The sequence below is a fragment of the Flavobacterium weaverense genome, from assembly GCF_003688495.1.
Lineage (GTDB): Bacteria > Bacteroidota > Bacteroidia > Flavobacteriales > Flavobacteriaceae > Flavobacterium > Flavobacterium weaverense.
This window is the reverse complement of the sequence record NZ_REFH01000007.1, coordinates 479,930-500,484: the sequence shown is the minus strand read 5'-3', so window position 1 is coordinate 500,484 and position 20,555 is coordinate 479,930. Positions and strand designations below refer to the sequence as shown.

Here is a 20,555-nt window from a genome sequence, read left to right as displayed (position 1 = left end):
ATTTTTTATTTATTTATTTTTGCTTTAAACCCTATACAGAAGCACTTCAGGAACTTTTTTAAGATGAAAAAAGAACATATTGAGCAACCTAATTTTTTTTAAACCGAGCAAATATATAATTATGGTTAAGATTAACCAATTTATTTATCGATTAATCGCAAGAAAAAAGACTGCAAAGTTGCAGTCTTCTATTTCTTTTATGTAATTTTTATACCAAAATCGATTTTAGAGCGTCATTCATTTGTCTAACAGCATCCGCGCTTTTAGAAAATAAAGCTTTTTCAGCATCATTTAATTCAATAGAAAGAATTTCTTCAACTCCATTTTTACCAATGATACAAGGAACACCAATACAAATATCATTTTGACCGTATTCTCCTTCTACAAAAACAGAACATGCAATCATTTTCTTTTGGTCATTTAATATACTATCTACTAAGAAAGCAACAGAAGCACCTGGAGCATACCAAGCTGAAGTTCCTAAAAGACCTGTAAGTGTTGCACCACCAACCATCGTATCAGCAGCCACTTTATTTAATTGCTCTTCAGATAGAAATTGAGAAACTGGAATTCCATTGTAAGAAGCTAATCTTGTTAAAGGAATCATTGTAGTGTCTCCGTGTCCACCAATAACCATAGCAGAAATATCGTTAGCTGGTTTGTTTAAAGCTAAAGACAAATAAGTTCTAAAACGAGAACTATCTAACGCTCCACCCATTCCTATAATTTTATTCTTTGGCAATCCCGTTGATTTTAACGCTAAATACGTCATAGTATCCATAGGATTAGAAACTACAACAATAATAGTATTCGGAGAATGCTTTAATACATTTTCAGCTACTGTTTTTACAATTCCTGCATTTATTCCTATTAGTTCTTCACGTGTCATTCCTGGCTTTCTAGGAATTCCTGATGTAATAACTACTACATCACTTCCTGCTGTTCTAGAATAATCATTAGTAACACCAGTCACTTTTGTATTAAAACCTGTATTAGTAGCACATTGCATAATATCTAAAGCTTTACCTTCAGCAAAACCTTCTTTGATATCTAATAATACTACTTCGCTAGCAATTCCTCTATAAGAAATTACATCTGCACACGTTGCTCCTACATTTCCTGCTCCTATAATGGTAACTTTCATTTTTTATAGTTTATTTGGTTGTTTGTCAATATTAAATGAAAACGTTCGCTTTTCGAATAAAAGGCGAACGTTTTAATAAATTTTTATGCGTCAATTTTTGCATAAACTGCATTTTTCTCAATAAATTCTCTTCTTGGTGGAACCTCATCACCCATCAACATAGAGAAAACTCTATCAGCTTCTGCTAAACTGTCAATAGTTACTTGGCGTAAAGTTCTAAAGTTAGGATCCATAGTAGTTTCCCACAATTGCTCTGCGTTCATCTCTCCCAGACCTTTGTAACGCTGAATTCCTGCGCTTCCACCCATTCTTTCATTCGCTTGATCACGTTGAACATCATTCCAAGCATATTCTTTTTTATTTCCTTTTTTAACTAAGTACAATGGTGGTGCTGCAATATAAATGTGACCATGTTCGATTAATTCTTTCATAAATCTAAAGAAGAATGTCAAAATCAAAGTAGAGATGTGACTTCCATCGACATCGGCATCACACATAATAATTACTTTATGGTAACGTAATTTTGAAATATTCAAAGCTTTACTATCCTCTTCAGTACCTACAGTAACTCCCAAAGCAGTAAATATATTTCTAATCTCTTCGTTTTCAAAAACTTTATGATGCATTGCTTTCTCAACATTCAAAATCTTACCACGTAATGGTAAAATAGCTTGGAATGCACGATCACGACCTTGCTTAGCTGTTCCACCTGCCGAATCTCCCTCGACAAGATATACTTCACATTTCGCCGGATCTTGTTCTGAACAATCAGAAAGTTTTCCAGGCAATCCACCGCCACCCATTACGGTTTTGCGCTGAACCATTTCACGAGCTTTCTTAGCTGCATGACGTGCTTGTGCTGCAAGAATTACTTTTTGAACGATGATACGAGCGTCATTTGGATTTTCTTCCAAATAATTTTCAATCATTTCAGAAACTGCTTGAGAAACTGGAGAAACTACTTCTCTATTTCCAAGTTTAGTTTTGGTCTGTCCTTCAAATTGTGGTTCTTGAACTTTTACAGATATGATAGCAGTTAATCCCTCACGGAAATCGTCACCTGCAATATCAAATTTAAGTTTGTCCAACATTCCAGATGCATCTGCATATTTCTTCAATGATCTCGTAAGACCAGTTCTAAAACCTTGCAAGTGCGTTCCTCCTTCATGCGTGTTAATATTATTCACATAAGAGAAAATATTCTCGGTATAACTAGTATTATAAATCAAGGCAACCTCAACTGGAATTTCACCTTTATCATTATCCATCGAAATGACGTGTGCAATAATAGGCTCACGATTTCCATCTAAATATCTGATATATTCTTTCAGACCTTCATCAGAATGAAAAACCTCTGAAACGAAATTTCCGTCTTTATCTTTTTCTCTTCTATCTGTAAACGTAATTGTAATACCTTTATTCAAATAAGACAATTCACGCATTCTAGCAGATAAAGTATCATAAGAATACTCAACTGTTTGTGTGAAAATTGTTGGATCTGGATAAAAAGTCACTACAGTTCCTCTTTTACCAGCTACTCCAATTTGTTTTACTGGATAAAGCGCCTTTCCTTTTTCATATTCTTGCTCATAAACATTACCATCAGCACTATAAACAGTTGCACGTAAATGTTTTGACAAAGCATTCACTACAGAAACCCCAACACCGTGAAGTCCTCCAGAAACTTTATAAGAGTCTTTATCAAATTTTCCACCAGCACCAATTTTAGTCATTACAACTTCCAGTGCCGAAACACCTTCTTTTTTATGAATCCCAACTGGTATACCACGTCCATTATCTTCCACAGAAATTGATCCGTCCTCATTTATATCTACAATAATTGTATCACAATGGCCGCCCATTGCCTCATCGATAGAGTTATCTACTACTTCATAAACTAAATGATGCAGACCTCGAACACCCACATCTCCAATATACATCGAAGGACGCATTCTTACGTGCTCCATTCCCTCTAATGCTTGAATACTATCTGCTGAATAACTGTCCTTCTTGATTTCTTCGCTCATATTTTTATTCTAAAAAAATGTAATTTTTGTCTAACACGCAAATATATAAAAACGCAAATTAGATAAGCGTTAAATTACCTTTTAAAGCCTTTAAGTTATTAACATTTTCCCATTTCAAACTATTAAAAACGCTAATAATTTAAACTTTTTAGTAAAATTAAAATTTTGCTATTATAAATAACTGTTTGTATTTTTGTAGTATGAACGATAACTTCACGACTGAATATTTCGGTATCGGAATACAAAATGGTAAAACACCTGAAAATCTGGGCGTTTTATGGCGCTCTGCGCAAAACTTAGGTGCTAGTTATATTTTCACAATCGGAAATCGATACGCAAAACAAGCTTGTGATACGCATAATGCTGTAAAATCTATGCCGTATTTCCACTATGAAAATTTTGAAGATTTCTATAAAAATTTACCAAAAGGCGCGCGATTAGTTGGCGTTGAATTGGATGAAAATGCAGAAGACTTAGAAGCTTTCGAACATCCACGAAGATGTGTTTATTTATTAGGCGCTGAAGATAACGGACTTACTAAACAGGCAATTGAAAAATGCCATTTTTTAGTAAAATTCAAATCAGAAAAAAGCTTAAATGTTTCGGTTGCTGGAACTATCGTGCTATATGATAGAGGATTAAATAAACCGAGGTCGTAATAAAATAGCTTTTTTTTTGTAATACTGAGATCAATTTATACTGCATTTATCTCCTAAACAAAGTGAATTTGTCTGTTCTAAAACAAATTTCATTACTAAATACCTAGGTTCCAAGCGCGACTTTTTAAAAGTAAAAAGTCATATTATTCAATGGTTTCACACTAATTATAATTCTAAAATTTTTATTAAAGTTCGTCTACAAAAATTAGTCGCATAAAATCGATTTTACAAAAACTTACACAGGTGAATAGAGCAATAGATATTAACTAGAGATTTTGTTTAAAAATCGTATTATTCAAAAAATAATGATTAAACAAAATAGTACTTTATACAGCATTTGCTTTTTTAGCAATTGCAGCATCTGCTTTTACATGTGCAGCATTTGCTCTTCCGCTTGGATCTTGATTTTCTTGCCATTTAGGAATCCATTTCCTCACTGTTTGAGCAGCGCTCACTTGCGGGAAATGCTTATTAAAAATAGATCGATATAAGTAGGCTTCTTTAGTTGTAGGTGCGTTATATAAAAATTCCTTGGTGGCACCTTCTAACTGCTCATCAGTAACTTGCGAAGAGCAATACTCGATTAACTCATCGATCCAACTGTACCCTACTCCATCAGAAAATTGTTCTTTTTGTCTCCATAAAATCTCATCAGGTAAATAAGGATCATTAGGAGTGTCAAAGGCTTTTCTCAATATATATTTTTCTTTCCCATCATAAGTTTTAGGCATTTTTTCATCTGCTTTGATACGAATTGCTAAATCTAAGAATTCTTTGTCTAAAAATGGCACTCTAGCTTCTAATCCGTGAGCCATTGTTGATTTGTCAGCTCTAAGTAAATCAGCGGTAAAAAGTTTTTGTACTCTCTCGATTGTTTCTTTTTGGAATTCTTCGGCAGATGGTGCATTTCTAAAATATAAGTAACCTCCAAAGATTTCGTCAGCTCCCTCACCTGAAAGAACTACTTTAACTCCCAAATCCGTTATTGCTTTTGACAAAAAATACATAGGTGTACTTGCTCTAATCGATGTTACATCATACGTTTCGAGATGCCAAATTAATTTATCTAATATTGTAATTCCTTGGTCAACAGTAAAATAAATTTCATGATGTTCTGTACCTAAAAAATCAGCTACTTGCCTTGCTGCTTTAGCATCAGGCGCATCAGCATTTAATCCTATAGAAAATGAATGTAATTTTTTACCGCTTTCCGCCAATAAACGAGAAGCAATTGCAGAGGTCAACGACGAATCTAATCCTCCTGAAAGTAAAACTCCAATAGGCACGTCACTCATTAATCGTTTTCTAGTGGCTTCAGTTAAAGTTTTTCTAATTAAATCCAAATCTAATTCCTGATCTGCTTTTAAGTGATTTTCGTATTCTGGTTTGTAGTATTTGACAAAACCTGTTTTTTGGGTGTAATAATGTCCTGGTGGAAAAGTAGAAAAAGTTTTGCACTGATCTGCGATAGGTTTCATTTCTGAAGAAAAGTAAATTCTTCCTCTTTCATCTAATCCATAATATAAAGGTTTTACGCCCATTGGATCTCTACCGGCAATAAAATCATTTCCATCTACAACAACAAAAGCCCAATCTCCGTCAAGCATATTGCAGAAATCGTAACCAAATTCCTCATATAAATGAACAATAACTTCAGAGTCGGACTTGGTTCTAAATGTGTGTTCTTTTAAAATACCATCTCTTAATTCCTGATGATTATAAATCTCACCGTTGTGAACCATATATGCAGTTTTAGAACCTTGAATAGGTTTCTTCCCAGAATGTAAATCGATAATTGATAATCTTTCATGACTTAAAATATGTCCGTTCTCTGTAACATGAATATCACTTTCATCTGGTCCACGATGAGACATTCTCTTTGAAAGCTCTCTAACAAGTTCTCCATCTTTCCCTTTTCCAATGATCGCTAATATTCCACACATAAATATTCTTTTTTAAATCCTTACTGTAATTTACATAATACAAATATGAGCGATTGACTTTTAAAACAAAATACAAAATCATTATTTACTTATAAATTGTTACTAAATATCTAGTTTTAGTTATAGATTTAAATTTTCACTAATACATTTATAATTTGGTAGTGAGTTATAAGGTGGCTAAAAAGTACACCACCTAAATTAAGTTTAAAATTTCTTTGTCATTTCGAAATAGATATAAATATAAAAACGCCTACGAATAATGGAGGCGTTTATAATTTGTTGAAAATTTTTTAAACTTTTGCGTAAGCATCATCGTGAACACTAGCCACAGCTCTACCGGAAGGATCATTCATGTTTTTGAATGCTTCATCCCATTCTAATGCGATTTTTGTACTACAAGCAACACTAGCTTCTTGAGGAACACACAGAGCAGCTGCATCACTTGGAAAATGTTCTGTAAAAATAGAGCGGTAATAATATTCTTCTTTAGATGTTGGCGTTTGCAATGGGAATTTATATTTCGCATTAGCTAACTGCTCATCAGAAACTTCTTTAGCGACCACTTCTTTTAAAGTGTCAATCCAGCTGTAACCTACTCCATCGCTAAATTGCTCTTTTTGTCTCCAAGCGACACTTGGCGGCAACATATCTTCAAAAGCCTTACGAACCACCCATTTTTCCATCGGATGCTCTGCGTTGATCATTTTATCTTGAGGATTAATGCGCATCGCAACATCCATAAATTCTTTATCTAAAAATGGAACACGACCTTCAATTCCCCACGCCGCTAAACTTTTGTTTGCTCGCAAGCAGTCGTACATGTGCAATTTTCCTAATTTTCTAACATTTTCTTCATGAAACTCTCTTGCATTTGGCGCTTTATGGAAATAAAGATAACCTCCAAACAACTCATCTGCTCCTTCACCTGAAAGCACCATTTTAATACCCATTGACTTAATAACTCGCGCCATTAACCACATAGGTGTTGATGCTCTAACTGTTGTAACATCATAGGTTTCTAAGTTGTAAATCACATCGCGAATGGCATCTAAACCTTCTTGAATAGTAAATTTAATTTCGTGGTGAATAGTCCCAATATGATCAGCTACGATTTGCGCTGCAGCTAAATCAGGAGAACCATCTAGTCCAACTGAAAAAGAGTGTAATTGTGGATACCAAGCATCGGCTACATCACCTGACTCAATACGTTTTTGAGCATATTTTTTGGCTACAGCCGAAGTAATTGATGAATCTAAACCTCCTGAAAGTAAAACTCCATAAGGAACATCACTCATCAATTGTCTATGAACAGCAGCTTCCAGCGCTACTTTAATTTCTGCAATGTTAGTTTCGTTGTCTTTCACCGCATCGTAATCTGTCCATTCTCTCTTGTACCATTGCACAAATTCTCCATCTTTACTTGACATATAATGCCCCGGAGGAAATAATTCTATTTTAGTACAGTAGCCTTCTAGCGCTTTCAATTCTGAAGCTACATAAAAAGTTCCATGTTGGTCCCAACCTATGTATAATGGAATAATTCCCATATGATCTCGCGCTACAAAATACTCGTCTTTATCAACATCATAAATAGCAAATCCAAAAATTCCGTTCATTTCATCAATGAAATGAGGACCTTTTTCTTTATAAAGCGCTAAAATAACTTCACAGTCACTCTCTGTTTGAAAGTTGTATCTCCCTTCAAATTGCTTACGAAGTTCTCTATGATTATAAATCTCGCCATTAGCTGCTAAAACTAACTTTCCGTCTTCGCTTAATAACGGCTGCTTTCCAGAAGCTGGATCCACAATCGCTAATCTTTCGTGAGATAAAATTGCTTTTTCGTTACTGAAAATTCCACTCCAGTCTGGACCGCGATGACGAATAATTTTAGACATTTCCAAGACTTGTGGTCTTAAAGTTTCAGAACTTTGTTTTAATTCGAAGGCACATACTATTCCGCACATAACTATATATTTTAAATATTTTCTTTATATTGACAAGGCAAAGATGCGTTAGTAGTTATAAATACAAAACACAAATGGCTATTTTGGTTATAAATATAAACCAAAATAGCCATTATAGTAACCAAATGTAAATTTTAAGATAAAAAATATATTTAAAAATTACATTCTCTTATTTTTTTACTGCGTCTCATTTCACCTTAGCGCCTTTTAAAAAAGTGGCAGCAGCAGTCATTTTGACAATTTCTTCTTCTTTTATTTTCATCAAATCCTGATCGAATATTACGAAATCAGCCCATTTTCCAACTTCTAAACTTCCCTTTTCTTTTTCTTCAAAATTAGAATAGGCAGCCCAAATCGTCATTCCTTTCAATGTTTCTTCTCTGCTTAGCGCATTTTCCATTTGAAATCCGCCTTTTGGAAAATTTTTACTGTCTTTTCTCGCAACAGCAGAATGAAAAGTCAACATAGGATTTACTTCCTCAATAGGAAAATCAGTTCCTAGAGCTACCATTCCTGCTTTTTGAAGTAGCTTTTTATAAGCATATGAATTTTTCAATCTCTCTTTCCCTAATCGTTCTCCTGCCCAATACATATCAGATGTAGCGTGAGTAGGCTGTACCGACGGAATGATACCCAATTTAAAATAATCAAAATCCTGCTCTCTAATTACTTGAGCATGTTCGATTTTCCACCTGCGATCTTTTTTACCGGTTAAAACTTCTTTATAAATTTTCAGTAAAACGGTATTAGCTGAATCACCAATAGCGTGTGAATTGAGCTGAAAGTTAGAAGCTGCAATTTGCTTTGCAATAGACTTTAATTCTTGTGGCGAAGATCTTAAAGCGCCATGTTGTTTTGCCATATCAGAATACTCGTCATGCATACATGCTCCACGAGAACCTAAAGCTCCATCACCAAAAAGTTTGAAGGAACGCACATTTAAGGCATTAGTTTTATAAATCCCCTTTTTTAAATACAAATCCACGTTTTTCTGACTCGCCGATATCATTGCGTAAACATTTATACTTAAGATTTTCGCTTTTTGCAAACTATCAATCAATTGAATTACATCAGGCGATAAACCAGCGTCATTCACTGTTGTTAATCCGTATTCAAACATCGTTTTTTGTGCATCAACTAATGCAGCGATTTGTGTTTTACGGTTTGGTGCTGGAATAATTTTACTAATTAATCGCATTGGGTTATCAATCAAAATTCCAGTTGGTTGCCCATTTGCTAATTCGATTTGACCTCCTGTAGCGTCAGATTTGCTAGTTATCCCTGCTAACGACAAAGCTTTGCTATTTACAATCATTGCGTGACCATCTATTCGATTTAAAACAACAGGAATATTTGGAAATTCAGCATCTAAATCTTCTTTAGTAGGATATTTTTTTACCTCCCAATCATTTTGGTCCCAACCATTACCAACAATAAATTCAGGATTTTTTTCTATCTGAAACGCTTTAACACGCTCAATTACTTCTTTCATGCTATTAGTTCCACGCAGATCGACTTCTTGCAAATTCAAGCCATAACCGTAAAAATGACAATGGGCATCAATTAGACCTGGATAAATAAACTTTCCTTTACCGTCTATTGTGTTTTTTGATTCATACTTTTTTGTTATTTCTTCATTTGTTCCAATGGCTAGAATTTTACCATTGCTAATTGCCATCGCAGAAGCAGTCCCAAAAGAATCATCAACCTGATAAATCGTTGCGTCAGTAACAATTGTATCCACTGCAGTCTTATTGCTTTGGTTACAAGACAGTAATAATAAAAAAGAAAGAAGTAAAGAGATTTGTTTCATGTAGTTTGTATTTAGTAGTTAGAATTGTTTGATTTAGTAGTAGTTAAAATGATATGTTGAACTTCAGTTTTATTAATTTTTCTCTTTAAAGTAGAAAAGAAAGAGTAATGCTAAAACTGATTTAGTACGTATTCTATCAATAAACCTCTTCAATGATATATTTGGTGGTATTAATTTCGAAACTGTGACCCACTTTCATTCCCATTAATTTATTTCCTAAAGGTGATTGAGGGGAAAGAGCAATGACATTGATTCCTTCAATTGCGACTTTTGGTAATGCAACACTTAGATATAAAAATATGCCGTTAGCCTTGATCAAACTACCTAAAATTATAGTTTCTGTAATTGCAGTTGCCTCAATTTTATCCAAAATTATCTTTTGGTCTAATACTTCTCTTAGTTTGCGATTGAGTTTCTCTTGCTCAATGTGCATCATTGACAAAGCCGTTTCGTGTTTATCACCTGCAGAGCCTTTAGCATCGTTCTTCGAATCTTCCGTCAAAGCCGAAATCATATCTCTAAAAACATCGATTTTATCTTGGACCAACTGAAGATAATAGGTATATATTTTTTGCTTAAAAGTCATTTTTATAGATTTTGATATATGTTAGACAATTGTAAAAAATACAGTTTGACATAAGTGAAAAAGCGAATCTTTATAATTGTAAGAACGACCAAAGTTAAAATTTAAAATGGGAATCTGCGATTTATTCCTAAACCATATTGCAATCACTATGAAACTTCGGAAGGAATTTCTAACTTTACGAATTACAATTGAATTTTAAACATTTAATTATTACTAAAAACTATGAGAAAATCTACATTTCTAGCCACAGGAATCTGTGCACTTGTTATGCTATTATCTAATGATATACACGCACAAAAATTCCCAGATTTAGATAAAAGTCCATTGGATGCTGCTTGGTACCCTAATGATTATAAAGATTCTAATAAAACAGCACGAATTATCTATAGCAGACCTCAATTAAAAGGACGTGCTATTAGCGAACTTGCACCAAATGGAAAAGTATGGAGAACTGGAGCTAATGAAGCAGCTGAAATAACTTTTTTCACTGATTCTTACTTAGGTAAAACTAAGATTGAAAAGGGAGTTTACACCTTATATACAATTCCTGGTGAAAAAGAATGGACCATTATCATAAATAAAGATAGAAATGTTTGGGGAGCATATACTTACAATGATAAAAATGATGTTACAAGAATAACAGTTCCTGTAACTACAGGCGATACTTCTCTAGATGCACTCTCAATGGTTTTCACTAAAGCTGATAACGGCGTTGTGCTTAACATGGGATGGGATAAAGTTAGAATCGCAGTTCCTTTTACTAAATAAAAAATTATTCTGATCATAAAAAAAGCAGGCTACTTATTTAAGTAGCCTGCTTTTTTTATGTTTGAAAGTTAGTTTAATATCTAAAAATCAAATTTATAATTTGCACCTAAAAGCAGTTGGAAACTTTGTACTGGATAGTTCAACCATTTTTGATATCCATTATTAGCAATATTGTTAGCTCTAACAAATGCAGTCAATCTATCGCTGTAATTGTAACCAACATTTGCGTTGATATCAAAGTAAGACTTTAATGTGATAGGATTTTGACTAGGAGCAACAACGTAAACTAAATCAGTATTTGTTTTATAATCTTTTCTTTCGCCTATATAAAATAAATTTGCACCAGCAAACCACTTCTCTGTAATATTAAAATCAAGACTTGTATTTACTTTGATAGCTGGCAAGTTCCACGCTTCACTTTGAAAATCATTTTTGAAACTACTAAAACTCCCATCAATACCAAAAGTCACATTATCTGAGAAATCAGCTTTTAGTTCCCCATAAAAGCGAAGCGTTCTCATATCATCATAAACAACTTGAAAAGAGTTTCCGTATTCATAGTTTTCATTGCCACTTCTCTCATTGTAATCGTTACTTCTAAACAAAGCTTTATTTCTTTCGTTTAAATAAGAACCTCTAATGTTATAACTCAAATTACTACTTAATTTCCCTTTCAATCCTGCAAATATATCATACTGCTGATCTGTAGGAGTTATAAATAAAGACGGTGATAAAAAAGAATTGTCATCAACAAAATTTTGGTAAGAATTCTGTTTTAAATCTCCTTCTACACCAGCATAAAAAATCATTAAATCTCCAACAACCTTATAAGATGCATTAAATTTTGGATAGATAAAAAATTTGTTATTATTGTTTTCATTATCTAAACTGTAGATAACTGATGCACCAATGTTTAAAGTCCAATCATCTTTTAACATCACAAAACTAGGTGAAACCCCAAAATTTGTAAAACCATATTTTAAAGGCTGCATGTTATTTAAGTAATTTTTTTCGAATGTACCACCAACATAGTCAATAAGTAAATCTGTTTTTACAGCACTGTCCATTACGTCAAATTCTACAGTTGGTTTTATATAAAATCGATTTTCCGAAGAATTATAAATATCCGTAAAATGACTAAATTTTAAATTTATCTTATTTACGATACTTTCGCTAAAAGCGACATTTCCACCAAATGATATTGTGTTATACGACTGTTTTGGGTCAATACCTTTAATTAAACTTACGCCATCTTGAGGAGAAAGTGTACTTGCAAAATCAGTAGGTAAACCGTACCAATTATAGATTTGATTTTGCAACCCTAAATCTACGTTCCAAGATATATTTTTCTGATTTGAACCGTACATTAAATTCAGAGAGGTATCGTAGAATTTATTGTCTAAGATTACTTCCTTTATTCCGCCTTGTGAAGAATGATGGCGAAACATTCCACCAACGTAATCTGTATCGTTCAAATCGTGATTAACAAAAAGCTCACCTATAAATGTTCCGTAATTACCAACTCCTAAAGTTGCATAGTTTTTAAATAACTGTGCTTGATTTTCTTTCTCAACTCCTTCAGCTTTTCCTTTTGAAGGTGTAAATGTCGATGCTACTGGAAATGAGAAAATAGTGTATTTCACAATCTCTTTTTTAGAAGTAACCTCATCATCTAAATCAGCGACCTCTTTTACTTTGGATGCATCCGAAATCTTTGGTGTATAAGGTTTTATAACATTTACTGTTTCATTTCCAATTTGCTCTTTCTTTTGCGCAATTGAAACTTGCGAAATCAATAAAAATAAAATCCCGATTCCTACGCTACTTGAAAGACAAGGCTTTGAGAATTTTGATGTATTGCTTTGTACCATTTTAATATTCAAATCTTTAAATGTCATCTTTTATTTATTTTATTTCTTAGTGTATTTTTGAACTCTAGTTTAAACTTCCCATTGTCCACTTGCAACGAACTTTGTCTTTCCACCAATTTTAATATCATAATGATTATCAATTAGACTGCCTTCAAAATGAATTTGTGATGGTCTTTTAATAAAATCTCCTTGAAAATTTATCATTTTAATTTCAGGTTTGTGATATTTCAAAAGACAAGCCTGTAAGCAAGAACTAGCACTTCCTGTTGCTGGATCTTCTATAAGTTTACCATTCTCGATGCACAGCATTCTGCTGGTACAATTTTCATCCTCTAAACAAAAAAAGTAAAATGCACGATGCGCAGAATTACAGTTTTCACGCAACCATTGATCCATTTTATCTTGGTTAACCACCAAATTTTTTAAAGCATTTACACTTTTAACAGGAACTAGTACAAACGCACTTCCCGTTGTAACTTCTTGGATCGGAAATTCAGTATCTAAATCCTCTAAACTCAAATTAGTAAAGTTTAAAAAATCAGCTGCTGGATATCTGGCAAGAAATTTGGGTTGCGCTGCCTGTAACCACACTAAATCATCTTCTTGTCTCACTGGAATAGCACCAACAGGAACTAAAATAGTGATTTCTTGCGGCCTATCATCTAATATTTTGTTCATCAGCAACCATGAAGTCCCTATTATAGGATGACCTGCAAATTGCATCTCATGCTGTGGCGTGAAAATCCTAATTGTTACAATTCCGCTTTGAGCTCCTATAGCCGTAATAAAAGTGCTCTCCGCAAAATTAGTTTCTCGAGCAATTTCAAGCATTTGAGCATCGCTTAAATTCTCAGCATTGAGGAAAACTGCTAATTGATTTCCCTTATATTTTTCTTCAGCAAAAACATCAACTATGTAAAAAGGTATTGTCATTCTAGGAATATTTTGACTAGAGTTACGTCTAAATTAAATTGAACTATTCTTTTAAAATCTATCGCTACAAATGAATTATTTCCCTATCGATGAATTCGTTTTTGACTCTTCCATTTTTATTTTTTCTAATGCAGTTTTAGCTTCTGAAACGACTTCTGGATAATCAGTAAAGTTTTTAATTACATTTTCAAGAATGTAAGTAGCTTGAAAACTATCTTTCAATCCATAATAATTTTTAGCCATTACCACTAAACCTTTAGCTCCAAAATATTTATAACTAGAATAGCTCTTAGCTAATTTTTGAACTGCCGTATTTGACGCATCAAAATTGCCTTCTTTATTTTTAAAATATGCATCATAAAATAAAGCTTCAGCCGCTAATTCTCCTTTAGCAATTGCCATTACTTTAGCATAAGCTACTTTGGCTTTAGCTTCATCTCCACTTTCAAGAGCAGCACGTGCTATTATAATTTGAGCATCACTTTTAACCTTGTCATCCGCTTTTGCATTTGTTAAAACTTTTTCAGCGTAACCAACTGCATTTTGATAATCTTTTACGTCGTAGTATGATTTCATCAAATTTGATTGCGCATAGGTTTTATTCTGAGGGACATCTGCTTCATTTTCTAAACGAACTAAAACAGTTATTGCTTTATCAGTTTGTTTATTCTTCAAAAATATCTGCGCTAATCGTGATAAAGATTGTTCTGTGAATTCACTACTTGGTTGTGCAATCACATATTCATAATTAGGTATTGATTTGCTTTCAGAACCTTCAGCAAAGTACGATTGACCAAGATAATAATTTGCTTTTAAAGCATGAATACCACGAGGAAATTGGTTGATGTAACTATTAAATCCAGAGATTGCTTGCTTTAAATTGTTCTGTTGAAATTGCTTTTCAGCCGCTTCAAAAGTGTCATTATCAAGTTCGACATCAGTCACAGCAACAAAATCTAAAGTGCGCACCCAACTTGCATATTCATCTACTCTTCCGCCATCTACATATATCAATCTTGCGGTTGCTACAGCTTCAAGTGCTTCTGGAGTTCTAGGGAAATCTGATGCCACTTTCTTGAATTTAACTAAAGCCTGCTCTGTTTTATCAGTGTTATAATATACTAAACCTTGACGCAAAGTAGCGCGAGAAGTAAATGAACCCTTTTTATATTCAACATTTAAACGCTCATACGTTTTAATAGCTAAATCATTTTTGTTATCAGCAACGTAGGTATTTGCTAATTCAAAAAGCGCATCATCTCTATATTCTGATTTTGGATACATCTGGATAAAAGAATTTAGTTCATCTATCTTTTTATCGTTTTTAGACATAAATCCATAAGAAATTGCTTTTTGAAAATAAGCATAATCTGCGTCAACACTTTTTGACTCGATAACTTTATTGTAAGCATCAATCGCTTGACTGTATTTTGATGTAACAAAACGACAATCTGCTAATCGTAAATAGGAATCATTTAAACGAACTTTATCAGAAGCTGCTTTTTCAATCTGACTTTGAAAGTAATTACCCGCTTGATCGTACTCTTTTAATTTGAAATAAGAATAAGCAATATTGTAGTTATGATTTTTATACTCTGGTGTTTTTGGAGCTGAACTTGAAGCAGTAAATTGCTTATAACTCAACAACGCTTCCTTAAAATCACCTAATACATATTCTGCTTCTCCTTTCCAGAACGTTGCTCTGGTTGTAAAAACTACGTCTTTTTGTTCGGTAGTAGCTTTCGTGAACATTTTTAAGGCATCATCATATTTCCCATCTGTGTATAATTCTAATCCTCTATAAAATAACACTTTTTGATAGGCCAACTTATTCTCAGGAGATTTGTTTTTTTCCAATAAAACTAAAGCTTCCTTGTAATTTTTTGATGAAATATAAGAGTCAATCACTAACTTTTCTACTTCAGAACGACTTGCGTTATTCGGATATTTATTTAAAAATCCCTGTAAAATAGAAGGAACGCTTTGGTAAGAATTCCCTAATTCATAACTTAATTTCGCATAGTTTAAACTTGCGTCTTCTTGAATCGCTAAGTCATAATCCATCTCAGAAGCATTTTTGAAAGCATTCAAAGCTTGTTGCTTTTTATCTGTATTCAAATAACTTTCTCCTAAATGATAATATGCATTTTGCGCAACAGAATCTTTACCACCAATTATTTTATTAAATTGAGAAATTGCGTTTTCATAGTCTTTTTGCTTATAGTAAGCATAACCCAATTGATAATAATCAGTATTGTTCCATCTTCCTTTTTTACCTTTGTAAGCCACCAAGAATGGAATCGCTGTATCGTATTTTTTTAAATTGAAATAGCTTTCGCCAATTATCTTACTCAGTTCTGACTTTTCCATGACATTAGATTTTGCCATTGCTTTTTGGCCTAAATCAATTGCTTTTTGGAAATTACCCAACTTAAAATTCATGTCAGCTTGATAATACGAAAGTTTCTCTTTATATTTTTCCTCACCTGAAACCTCATCAAAATACTTTGTAGCTTGCTTGTAATCATCTCCTTCATAAGCCATGAAACCTAAGTAGTATTTTGCTTGTGATCCATATTCAGCTGAATTTACAACTCTGTTGAAATACGTCGTTGCTTCTTTTTTCTTTTGCGCATTAAAAAAGCTGTATCCTTTTTGGAAGTTAAATTGATCTTGATCAGCACGACTCAAACTGCTTTCATCCACTTTATCAAACCATTGCAATGCTTGCGGGTAGTTCCCCTGATTAAAATGATAATGCGCTACTTCGATATAGGCTTGATTTTGCTTTACACTAGTTGGATAATCCGAAACAAATTTTTCCATTAATTCATCCGCGTTAGCTTGATTTGTTCTTATGGCACAATTTGCAGCATAATACGCACAATCAGATTTGAGCTCTTCAGTGGTAGCGTTTTCTTTAATTTTATTAAAAATTAGTTGTGCCGATGCGTATTGCTGCCCTTTAAAAAGCGAGACTGCTCTGTAGAAATCTTTTAAATCATTAGTATAAATCGTTGATTTTTGTGCCGAAACTAAAGCAGTTAGAAGAAAAAAAGATAAGAAGTATCCCCAGGAAAATTTACGCATTGTCGTGTGTTTTTTTAATAATTCAAATATATTATATTCCGTACTCTATAACGAATCAAAATTGACTTTTATTATGAAAATTTGTAATTCTATTTAGATTCATAAGTATAATGATATATAGTTCTTAGAATCAAACACCATGCCCACCTATTATTACTTTTTATTTTTCTAATTCTTTCGAATAGCATAGAATTTATTTTGAATAGAACCGTTATCTTATTACTTTTACCCCTTAAACAAAACCAAATTATGTCGCAATCCGTATTGTCTTTAAAAAATGTAACTATTTATCAAGAAACTAAATCTGTATTAACAGAAGTAAACTTGGAGGTAAATCACGGAGAATTCCTTTACATCATTGGTAAAACAGGTTCTGGAAAAAGTAGTTTAATGAAAACGTTATATGCAGATCTACCTTTAACAGAAGGAGAAGGAAGCATTGTAGGCTTTGACTTAGCTAGTTTAAAGGAGAACGACATTCCTTTTCTAAGGAGAAAAATTGGTATTGTATTTCAGGATTTTAAATTATTGCCAGATCGTACTGTTGATGATAATATGCTGTTTGTACTTAAAGCAACTGGTTGGACAGATACTTTAGAAATGCACACAAAAATTGACGAAGTTTTGAACAAAGTTGGAATGAGAGACTTTGGTAAAAAAATGCCGCATCAATTATCAGGTGGTGAGCAACAACGTGTAGCAATCGCTAGAGCGCTATTGAATGATCCCGAATTAATTCTTGCTGATGAACCTACAGGAAATTTAGATCCACAAACGAGTGTAGAAGTTCTAGAAGTTTTAAAAAAAATCAATGCTAATGGAAAAACTATTATAATGGCAACGCATGATTATGCTTTGTTAATGAAGTTTCCATCCAAGACATTAAAGTGCGAAGATTCTAAAATATTTGAAGTGATTCAGCAGAGGACTGCATAATGCTGTCGATTCTAATTCCTACATATAACTATAATGTTTACAATTTAGTGACGGAATTACACAGGCAATGTAATGAATGCGGAGTAGAATTTGAGATAATTGTTTTAGATGATAGCTCAAAAATAAATTTTATTGAAAATCAGCAGATTAATGAATTAAACAACTGCCGTTTTTTAATCAATAATATAAATCTTGGTCGAGGCGCGACAATTAACAAGTTAGTCGAATACTCCAATTTTGAATATCTACTAATTTTAGAAGCTGATTCGTTTCCTTGTAAAAAAAATTACATCAGTTTATATACTGACATTATTACAAAAACTCCACAAGCAGTCTTTGGCGGTGTACTTTATGATAATAGAAAGCCAGATGACAATAGTTTTCTGCGATGGACTTACGGTCATGCAAGAGAATCAAAGGATTTAAAATATCGTATTAAAAATCCAAATGATATCGTTTTTAGTTGGAATCTCTTATTACAGAAAAAATTATTTTTAGATAATCCATTTGATTCTTCGATACGTTCTTATGGTTTTGAAGATTTAGTATTTTTAAAAAAATTAAAGAAGAATAACGTCTCCATTACGCAAATTGACAATCCGTGTTTTCATCAAAACCAAGAACAGTCAATCGTATTTATTGAAAAATCAAAAACTGCAGTTATAAACCTTGTGAAACTATACAATAAAAAAATTCTTAATGGCAAGGATTCTAGTTTACTTCGCTTGTTCACAATGGTTTGATAAGATTTTTTTTTGTAATTCAATTACAGCACAAGTATCTCTTCTAATTAACTTAGCTTTAACTAAAAATAATGCATACTCAACTTCCTCGGAATAGTAGTTATTGTAAAAACTAGGTATGATTTTTAAAGCTAGTCGTTCCATTTTATTTTCGTTTAAATAAATTAAAACCGATTTAAAAATTTGTAGAATTGTTGCTAATTTTAATCTTTCATTATAAACTAACCCACCATAGGTAAGGCCTTGATGAGAATGGACAACTTCTCCTACTATATTTGCTGGCAAAACTGCGACAAGTTTTCGGTTGTCATAAATCAATAACGAGAAGTCCTCAAAGCGATCTTTATGGTATTCCATAAAATCTCGATGGAATAGAAATGTAGCATTTTTGGCTTCAGCGATAAAGGAATTCCAATTTGAATAATCATCTTCCTTGTATTGCTTGACGAAATAATTTTTCACGCTTTAATTTTAAACTTTGGGAAATTAAGCATTTTTTTATTTATTTTCTAATGTTGGCAAATACCATTTAAATTTTACAGCCATTAAACGAACAGAAATTATAACTAATGAAGTTATTAAATATAAAGCATCGCTTTCTAAATTGAATTTTTTAAGAAGAAAAAAAACCGCCCCACCTAAGATACAAATGGTAGCATAAATTTCGTTTCTAAAGATAACAGGTATTTCTGTACATAGAATATCCCTTATAACTCCACCAAAACAAGCTGTCATTGTACCTAGTGCAATGCAAATTATAGGATGAAGTCCAATATTAATACCTTTTTCGAGACCAATTAATGTAAATACTCCCAATCCTATCGTATCAAATAAAAATAATGAAGTGCGAAGACGATCAAATTTTTTCCTAAATATAATTGCTAAAGCAAAACCAATAGTGATTACATAAACGTACTTTAAGTCCAGCATCCAGCCTACAGGAGTTCTTCCAATCATGATATCACGCAAGGTTCCTCCGCCTACAGCAGTTACAAACGCAATAATAAAAACACCAAAAGGATCCATCTTTTTATTCATTGCGGTTAATGCACCGGACATTGCAAAAGCCATCGTACCAATGATATCTAATAGTTGAAACATTTATTTTGGGATTTTAATTTTAAGAATTCGACAAAAATAAAGAAAATACTTGTCAAATCAGATTGAAACCATCTTAATTAAGGTTTATTGAAATAGGTAGCAAATATTCGAAAGCGATTTAAAAAACTGCGAATTCTCTATGTATATTTGTAGCTACTAATTAAATAGTTGAAAGTCTTGAAACAAATCACTTCGATACAAAATCCACATATAAAAACTTTAGTGCAATTGCAGGAAAAAGCAAAGGCGAGAAAACAATCGGGTACTTTTTTGATGGAGGGAAAACGTGAAATTGCAATCGCCATTAAAGGAGGTTACGAAATAGAAACACTTTTATTTTATCCAGAAATTTGTTCGGAAAATGATGCACGACAGCTTTCAGATAATGCAGAGCTAGTCGAAATTAATAAAGAAGTTTATCAAAAATTAGCATATCGAGATACGACTGAAGGCATTTTGGCTGTAGCCAAAACAAAATCAATGCAATTGTCTGATTTAAATTTATCGGATAATCCATTAATTCTAATTGCTGAAGCTCCAGAAAAGCCGGGAAATATTGGTGCTTTACTTAGGACAGCAGATGCAGCTAATCTTGACGCCGTCATTGTTGCTAATGCTAAAAGTGATTTATACAGTCCTAATATTGTTCGGTCGAGCGTGGGTTGCCTTTTTACAAACCAAATTGCGACAGGAACAACAACTGAAATAATTACTTTTTTAAAAGAAAAAAAGATCAACTTCTACTGCGCGACTTTACAAAATTCCACATCCTATCACACGCAAGATTATACGACACCTACTGCTCTAGTTGTAGGTACTGAGGCTACGGGATTGACTAATGAATGGCGTGAAGCAGCCACTCAAAATATCATTATTCCAATGCAAGGCGAAATAGATTCAATGAATGTTTCGGTTGCGGCTGCAATTTTAATTTTCGAAGCAAAAAGACAAAGAGGGTTTTAGATTTTTGATTG

16 protein-coding genes are annotated in these 20,555 nt (G+C 33.0%); 5 read left to right on the top strand and 11 right to left on the bottom strand.

The window, feature by feature from the left end:
• Positions 1-208: 208 nt before the first annotated feature.
• Both mdh and gyrB read right to left on the bottom strand, forming a co-directional pair.
• Positions 209-1,144 carry a malate dehydrogenase gene (gene mdh / locus BC961_RS02235; RefSeq protein ID WP_121924218.1) on the bottom strand — a complete coding sequence of 312 codons (936 nt, stop codon included), beginning with the start codon at positions 1,142-1,144 and terminating at the stop codon, positions 209-211.
• Positions 1,145-1,227: 83 nt separating this feature from the next.
• A complete protein-coding gene (gene gyrB, locus BC961_RS02230; RefSeq protein ID WP_121924217.1) occupies positions 1,228-3,171 on the bottom strand; it encodes a DNA topoisomerase (ATP-hydrolyzing) subunit B in 1,944 nt (647 codons plus the stop codon).
• A 200-nt stretch (positions 3,172-3,371) separates the two neighbouring features.
• Here gyrB and BC961_RS02225 point away from each other — a divergent pair, with 200 nt between their 5' ends.
• The gene (locus BC961_RS02225; RefSeq protein ID WP_121924216.1) at positions 3,372-3,830 is read left to right on the top strand and encodes an RNA methyltransferase; all 459 of its coding nucleotides are present in this window, start codon (positions 3,372-3,374) and stop codon (positions 3,828-3,830) included.
• Between the two features lie 326 nt (positions 3,831-4,156).
• On the opposite strand, the gene asnB (BC961_RS02220) is transcribed toward BC961_RS02225, so the two are convergent.
• From asnB (BC961_RS02220) to BC961_RS02205, 4 genes are all read right to left on the bottom strand, one after another.
• The gene (gene asnB / locus BC961_RS02220; protein WP_121924215.1) at positions 4,157-5,773 is read right to left on the bottom strand and encodes an asparagine synthase B; all 1,617 of its coding nucleotides are present in this window, start codon (positions 5,771-5,773) and stop codon (positions 4,157-4,159) included.
• Between the two features lie 290 nt (positions 5,774-6,063).
• Positions 6,064-7,740 carry an asparagine synthase B gene (gene asnB, locus BC961_RS02215; RefSeq protein WP_121924214.1) on the bottom strand — a complete coding sequence of 559 codons (1,677 nt, stop codon included), beginning with the start codon at positions 7,738-7,740 and terminating at the stop codon, positions 6,064-6,066.
• A gap of 187 nt (positions 7,741-7,927) precedes the next feature.
• Positions 7,928-9,553 (bottom strand): amidohydrolase, encoded by a 1,626-nt coding sequence (locus tag BC961_RS02210; RefSeq protein WP_121924213.1) that lies wholly within the window; start codon positions 9,551-9,553, stop codon positions 7,928-7,930.
• A 136-nt stretch (positions 9,554-9,689) separates the two neighbouring features.
• The gene (locus tag BC961_RS02205; RefSeq protein ID WP_121924212.1) at positions 9,690-10,139 is read right to left on the bottom strand and encodes a hypothetical protein; all 450 of its coding nucleotides are present in this window, start codon (positions 10,137-10,139) and stop codon (positions 9,690-9,692) included.
• A 222-nt stretch (positions 10,140-10,361) separates the two neighbouring features.
• Between BC961_RS02205 and BC961_RS02200 the strand changes: the two genes are divergently transcribed.
• Positions 10,362-10,907 carry a DUF2911 domain-containing protein gene (locus BC961_RS02200; RefSeq protein WP_121924211.1) on the top strand — a complete coding sequence of 182 codons (546 nt, stop codon included), beginning with the start codon at positions 10,362-10,364 and terminating at the stop codon, positions 10,905-10,907.
• 80 nt (positions 10,908-10,987) lie between these two features.
• On the opposite strand, the gene BC961_RS02195 is transcribed toward BC961_RS02200, so the two are convergent.
• From BC961_RS02195 to BC961_RS02185, 3 genes are all read right to left on the bottom strand, one after another.
• Positions 10,988-12,805 (bottom strand): TonB-dependent receptor, encoded by a 1,818-nt coding sequence (locus tag BC961_RS02195; RefSeq protein WP_245980787.1) that lies wholly within the window; start codon positions 12,803-12,805, stop codon positions 10,988-10,990.
• A gap of 42 nt (positions 12,806-12,847) precedes the next feature.
• The gene (locus BC961_RS02190; protein WP_121924209.1) at positions 12,848-13,711 is read right to left on the bottom strand and encodes a PhzF family phenazine biosynthesis protein; all 864 of its coding nucleotides are present in this window, start codon (positions 13,709-13,711) and stop codon (positions 12,848-12,850) included.
• Between the two features lie 75 nt (positions 13,712-13,786).
• Positions 13,787-16,801: a tetratricopeptide repeat protein gene (locus tag BC961_RS02185; RefSeq protein WP_121924208.1), complete on the bottom strand. Its 3,015-nt coding sequence runs from the start codon at positions 16,799-16,801 to the stop codon at positions 13,787-13,789.
• Between the two features lie 249 nt (positions 16,802-17,050).
• Between BC961_RS02185 and BC961_RS02180 the strand changes: the two genes are divergently transcribed.
• Both BC961_RS02180 and BC961_RS02175 read left to right on the top strand, forming a co-directional pair.
• Positions 17,051-17,737, top strand: coding sequence for a cell division ATP-binding protein FtsE (locus BC961_RS02180; RefSeq protein WP_121924207.1), 687 nt, complete (start codon positions 17,051-17,053; stop codon positions 17,735-17,737).
• Positions 17,737-18,480: a glycosyltransferase family 2 protein gene (locus BC961_RS02175; protein ID WP_121924206.1), complete on the top strand. Its 744-nt coding sequence runs from the start codon at positions 17,737-17,739 to the stop codon at positions 18,478-18,480. Before BC961_RS02180 ends, BC961_RS02175 begins: the two co-directional genes overlap by 1 nt.
• Here BC961_RS02175 and BC961_RS02170 read toward each other — a convergent pair.
• Positions 18,454-18,942, bottom strand: coding sequence for a hypothetical protein (locus BC961_RS02170; protein WP_121924205.1), 489 nt, complete (start codon positions 18,940-18,942; stop codon positions 18,454-18,456). The two genes, BC961_RS02175 and BC961_RS02170, sit on opposite strands and share 27 nt — an antisense overlap.
• Before the next feature lie 36 nt (positions 18,943-18,978).
• On the bottom strand, positions 18,979-19,581 hold the full coding sequence (locus BC961_RS02165) for a trimeric intracellular cation channel family protein (protein ID WP_121924204.1): 603 nt from the start codon (positions 19,579-19,581) through the stop codon (positions 18,979-18,981).
• A 177-nt stretch (positions 19,582-19,758) separates the two neighbouring features.
• Between BC961_RS02165 and BC961_RS02160 the strand changes: the two genes are divergently transcribed.
• Positions 19,759-20,544 carry a TrmH family RNA methyltransferase gene (locus tag BC961_RS02160; protein ID WP_121924203.1) on the top strand — a complete coding sequence of 262 codons (786 nt, stop codon included), beginning with the start codon at positions 19,759-19,761 and terminating at the stop codon, positions 20,542-20,544.
• Positions 20,545-20,555 lie beyond the last annotated feature (11 nt).

Excerpts from the sequence above, each read along its gene's own strand:
- mdh (WP_121924218.1), bottom strand. The coding sequence starts at position 1,144 with ATGAAAGTTACCATTATAGGAGCAGGAAATGTAGGAGCAACGTGTGCA.
- gyrB (WP_121924217.1), bottom strand. The coding sequence starts at position 3,171 with ATGAGCGAAGAAATCAAGAAGGACAGTTATTCAGCAGATAGTATTCAA.
- BC961_RS02225 (WP_121924216.1), top strand. The coding sequence starts at position 3,372 with ATGAACGATAACTTCACGACTGAATATTTCGGTATCGGAATACAAAAT.
- asnB (WP_121924215.1), bottom strand. The coding sequence starts at position 5,773 with ATGTGTGGAATATTAGCGATCATTGGAAAAGGGAAAGATGGAGAACTT.
- asnB (WP_121924214.1), bottom strand. The coding sequence starts at position 7,740 with ATGTGCGGAATAGTATGTGCCTTCGAATTAAAACAAAGTTCTGAAACT.
- BC961_RS02210 (WP_121924213.1), bottom strand. The coding sequence starts at position 9,553 with ATGAAACAAATCTCTTTACTTCTTTCTTTTTTATTATTACTGTCTTGT.
- BC961_RS02205 (WP_121924212.1), bottom strand. The coding sequence starts at position 10,139 with ATGACTTTTAAGCAAAAAATATATACCTATTATCTTCAGTTGGTCCAA.
- BC961_RS02200 (WP_121924211.1), top strand. The coding sequence starts at position 10,362 with ATGAGAAAATCTACATTTCTAGCCACAGGAATCTGTGCACTTGTTATG.
- BC961_RS02195 (WP_245980787.1), bottom strand. The coding sequence starts at position 12,805 with ATGACATTTAAAGATTTGAATATTAAAATGGTACAAAGCAATACATCA.
- BC961_RS02190 (WP_121924209.1), bottom strand. The coding sequence starts at position 13,711 with ATGACAATACCTTTTTACATAGTTGATGTTTTTGCTGAAGAAAAATAT.
- BC961_RS02185 (WP_121924208.1), bottom strand. The coding sequence starts at position 16,801 with ATGCGTAAATTTTCCTGGGGATACTTCTTATCTTTTTTTCTTCTAACT.
- BC961_RS02180 (WP_121924207.1), top strand. The coding sequence starts at position 17,051 with ATGTCGCAATCCGTATTGTCTTTAAAAAATGTAACTATTTATCAAGAA.
- BC961_RS02175 (WP_121924206.1), top strand. The coding sequence starts at position 17,737 with ATGCTGTCGATTCTAATTCCTACATATAACTATAATGTTTACAATTTA.
- BC961_RS02165 (WP_121924204.1), bottom strand. The coding sequence starts at position 19,581 with ATGTTTCAACTATTAGATATCATTGGTACGATGGCTTTTGCAATGTCC.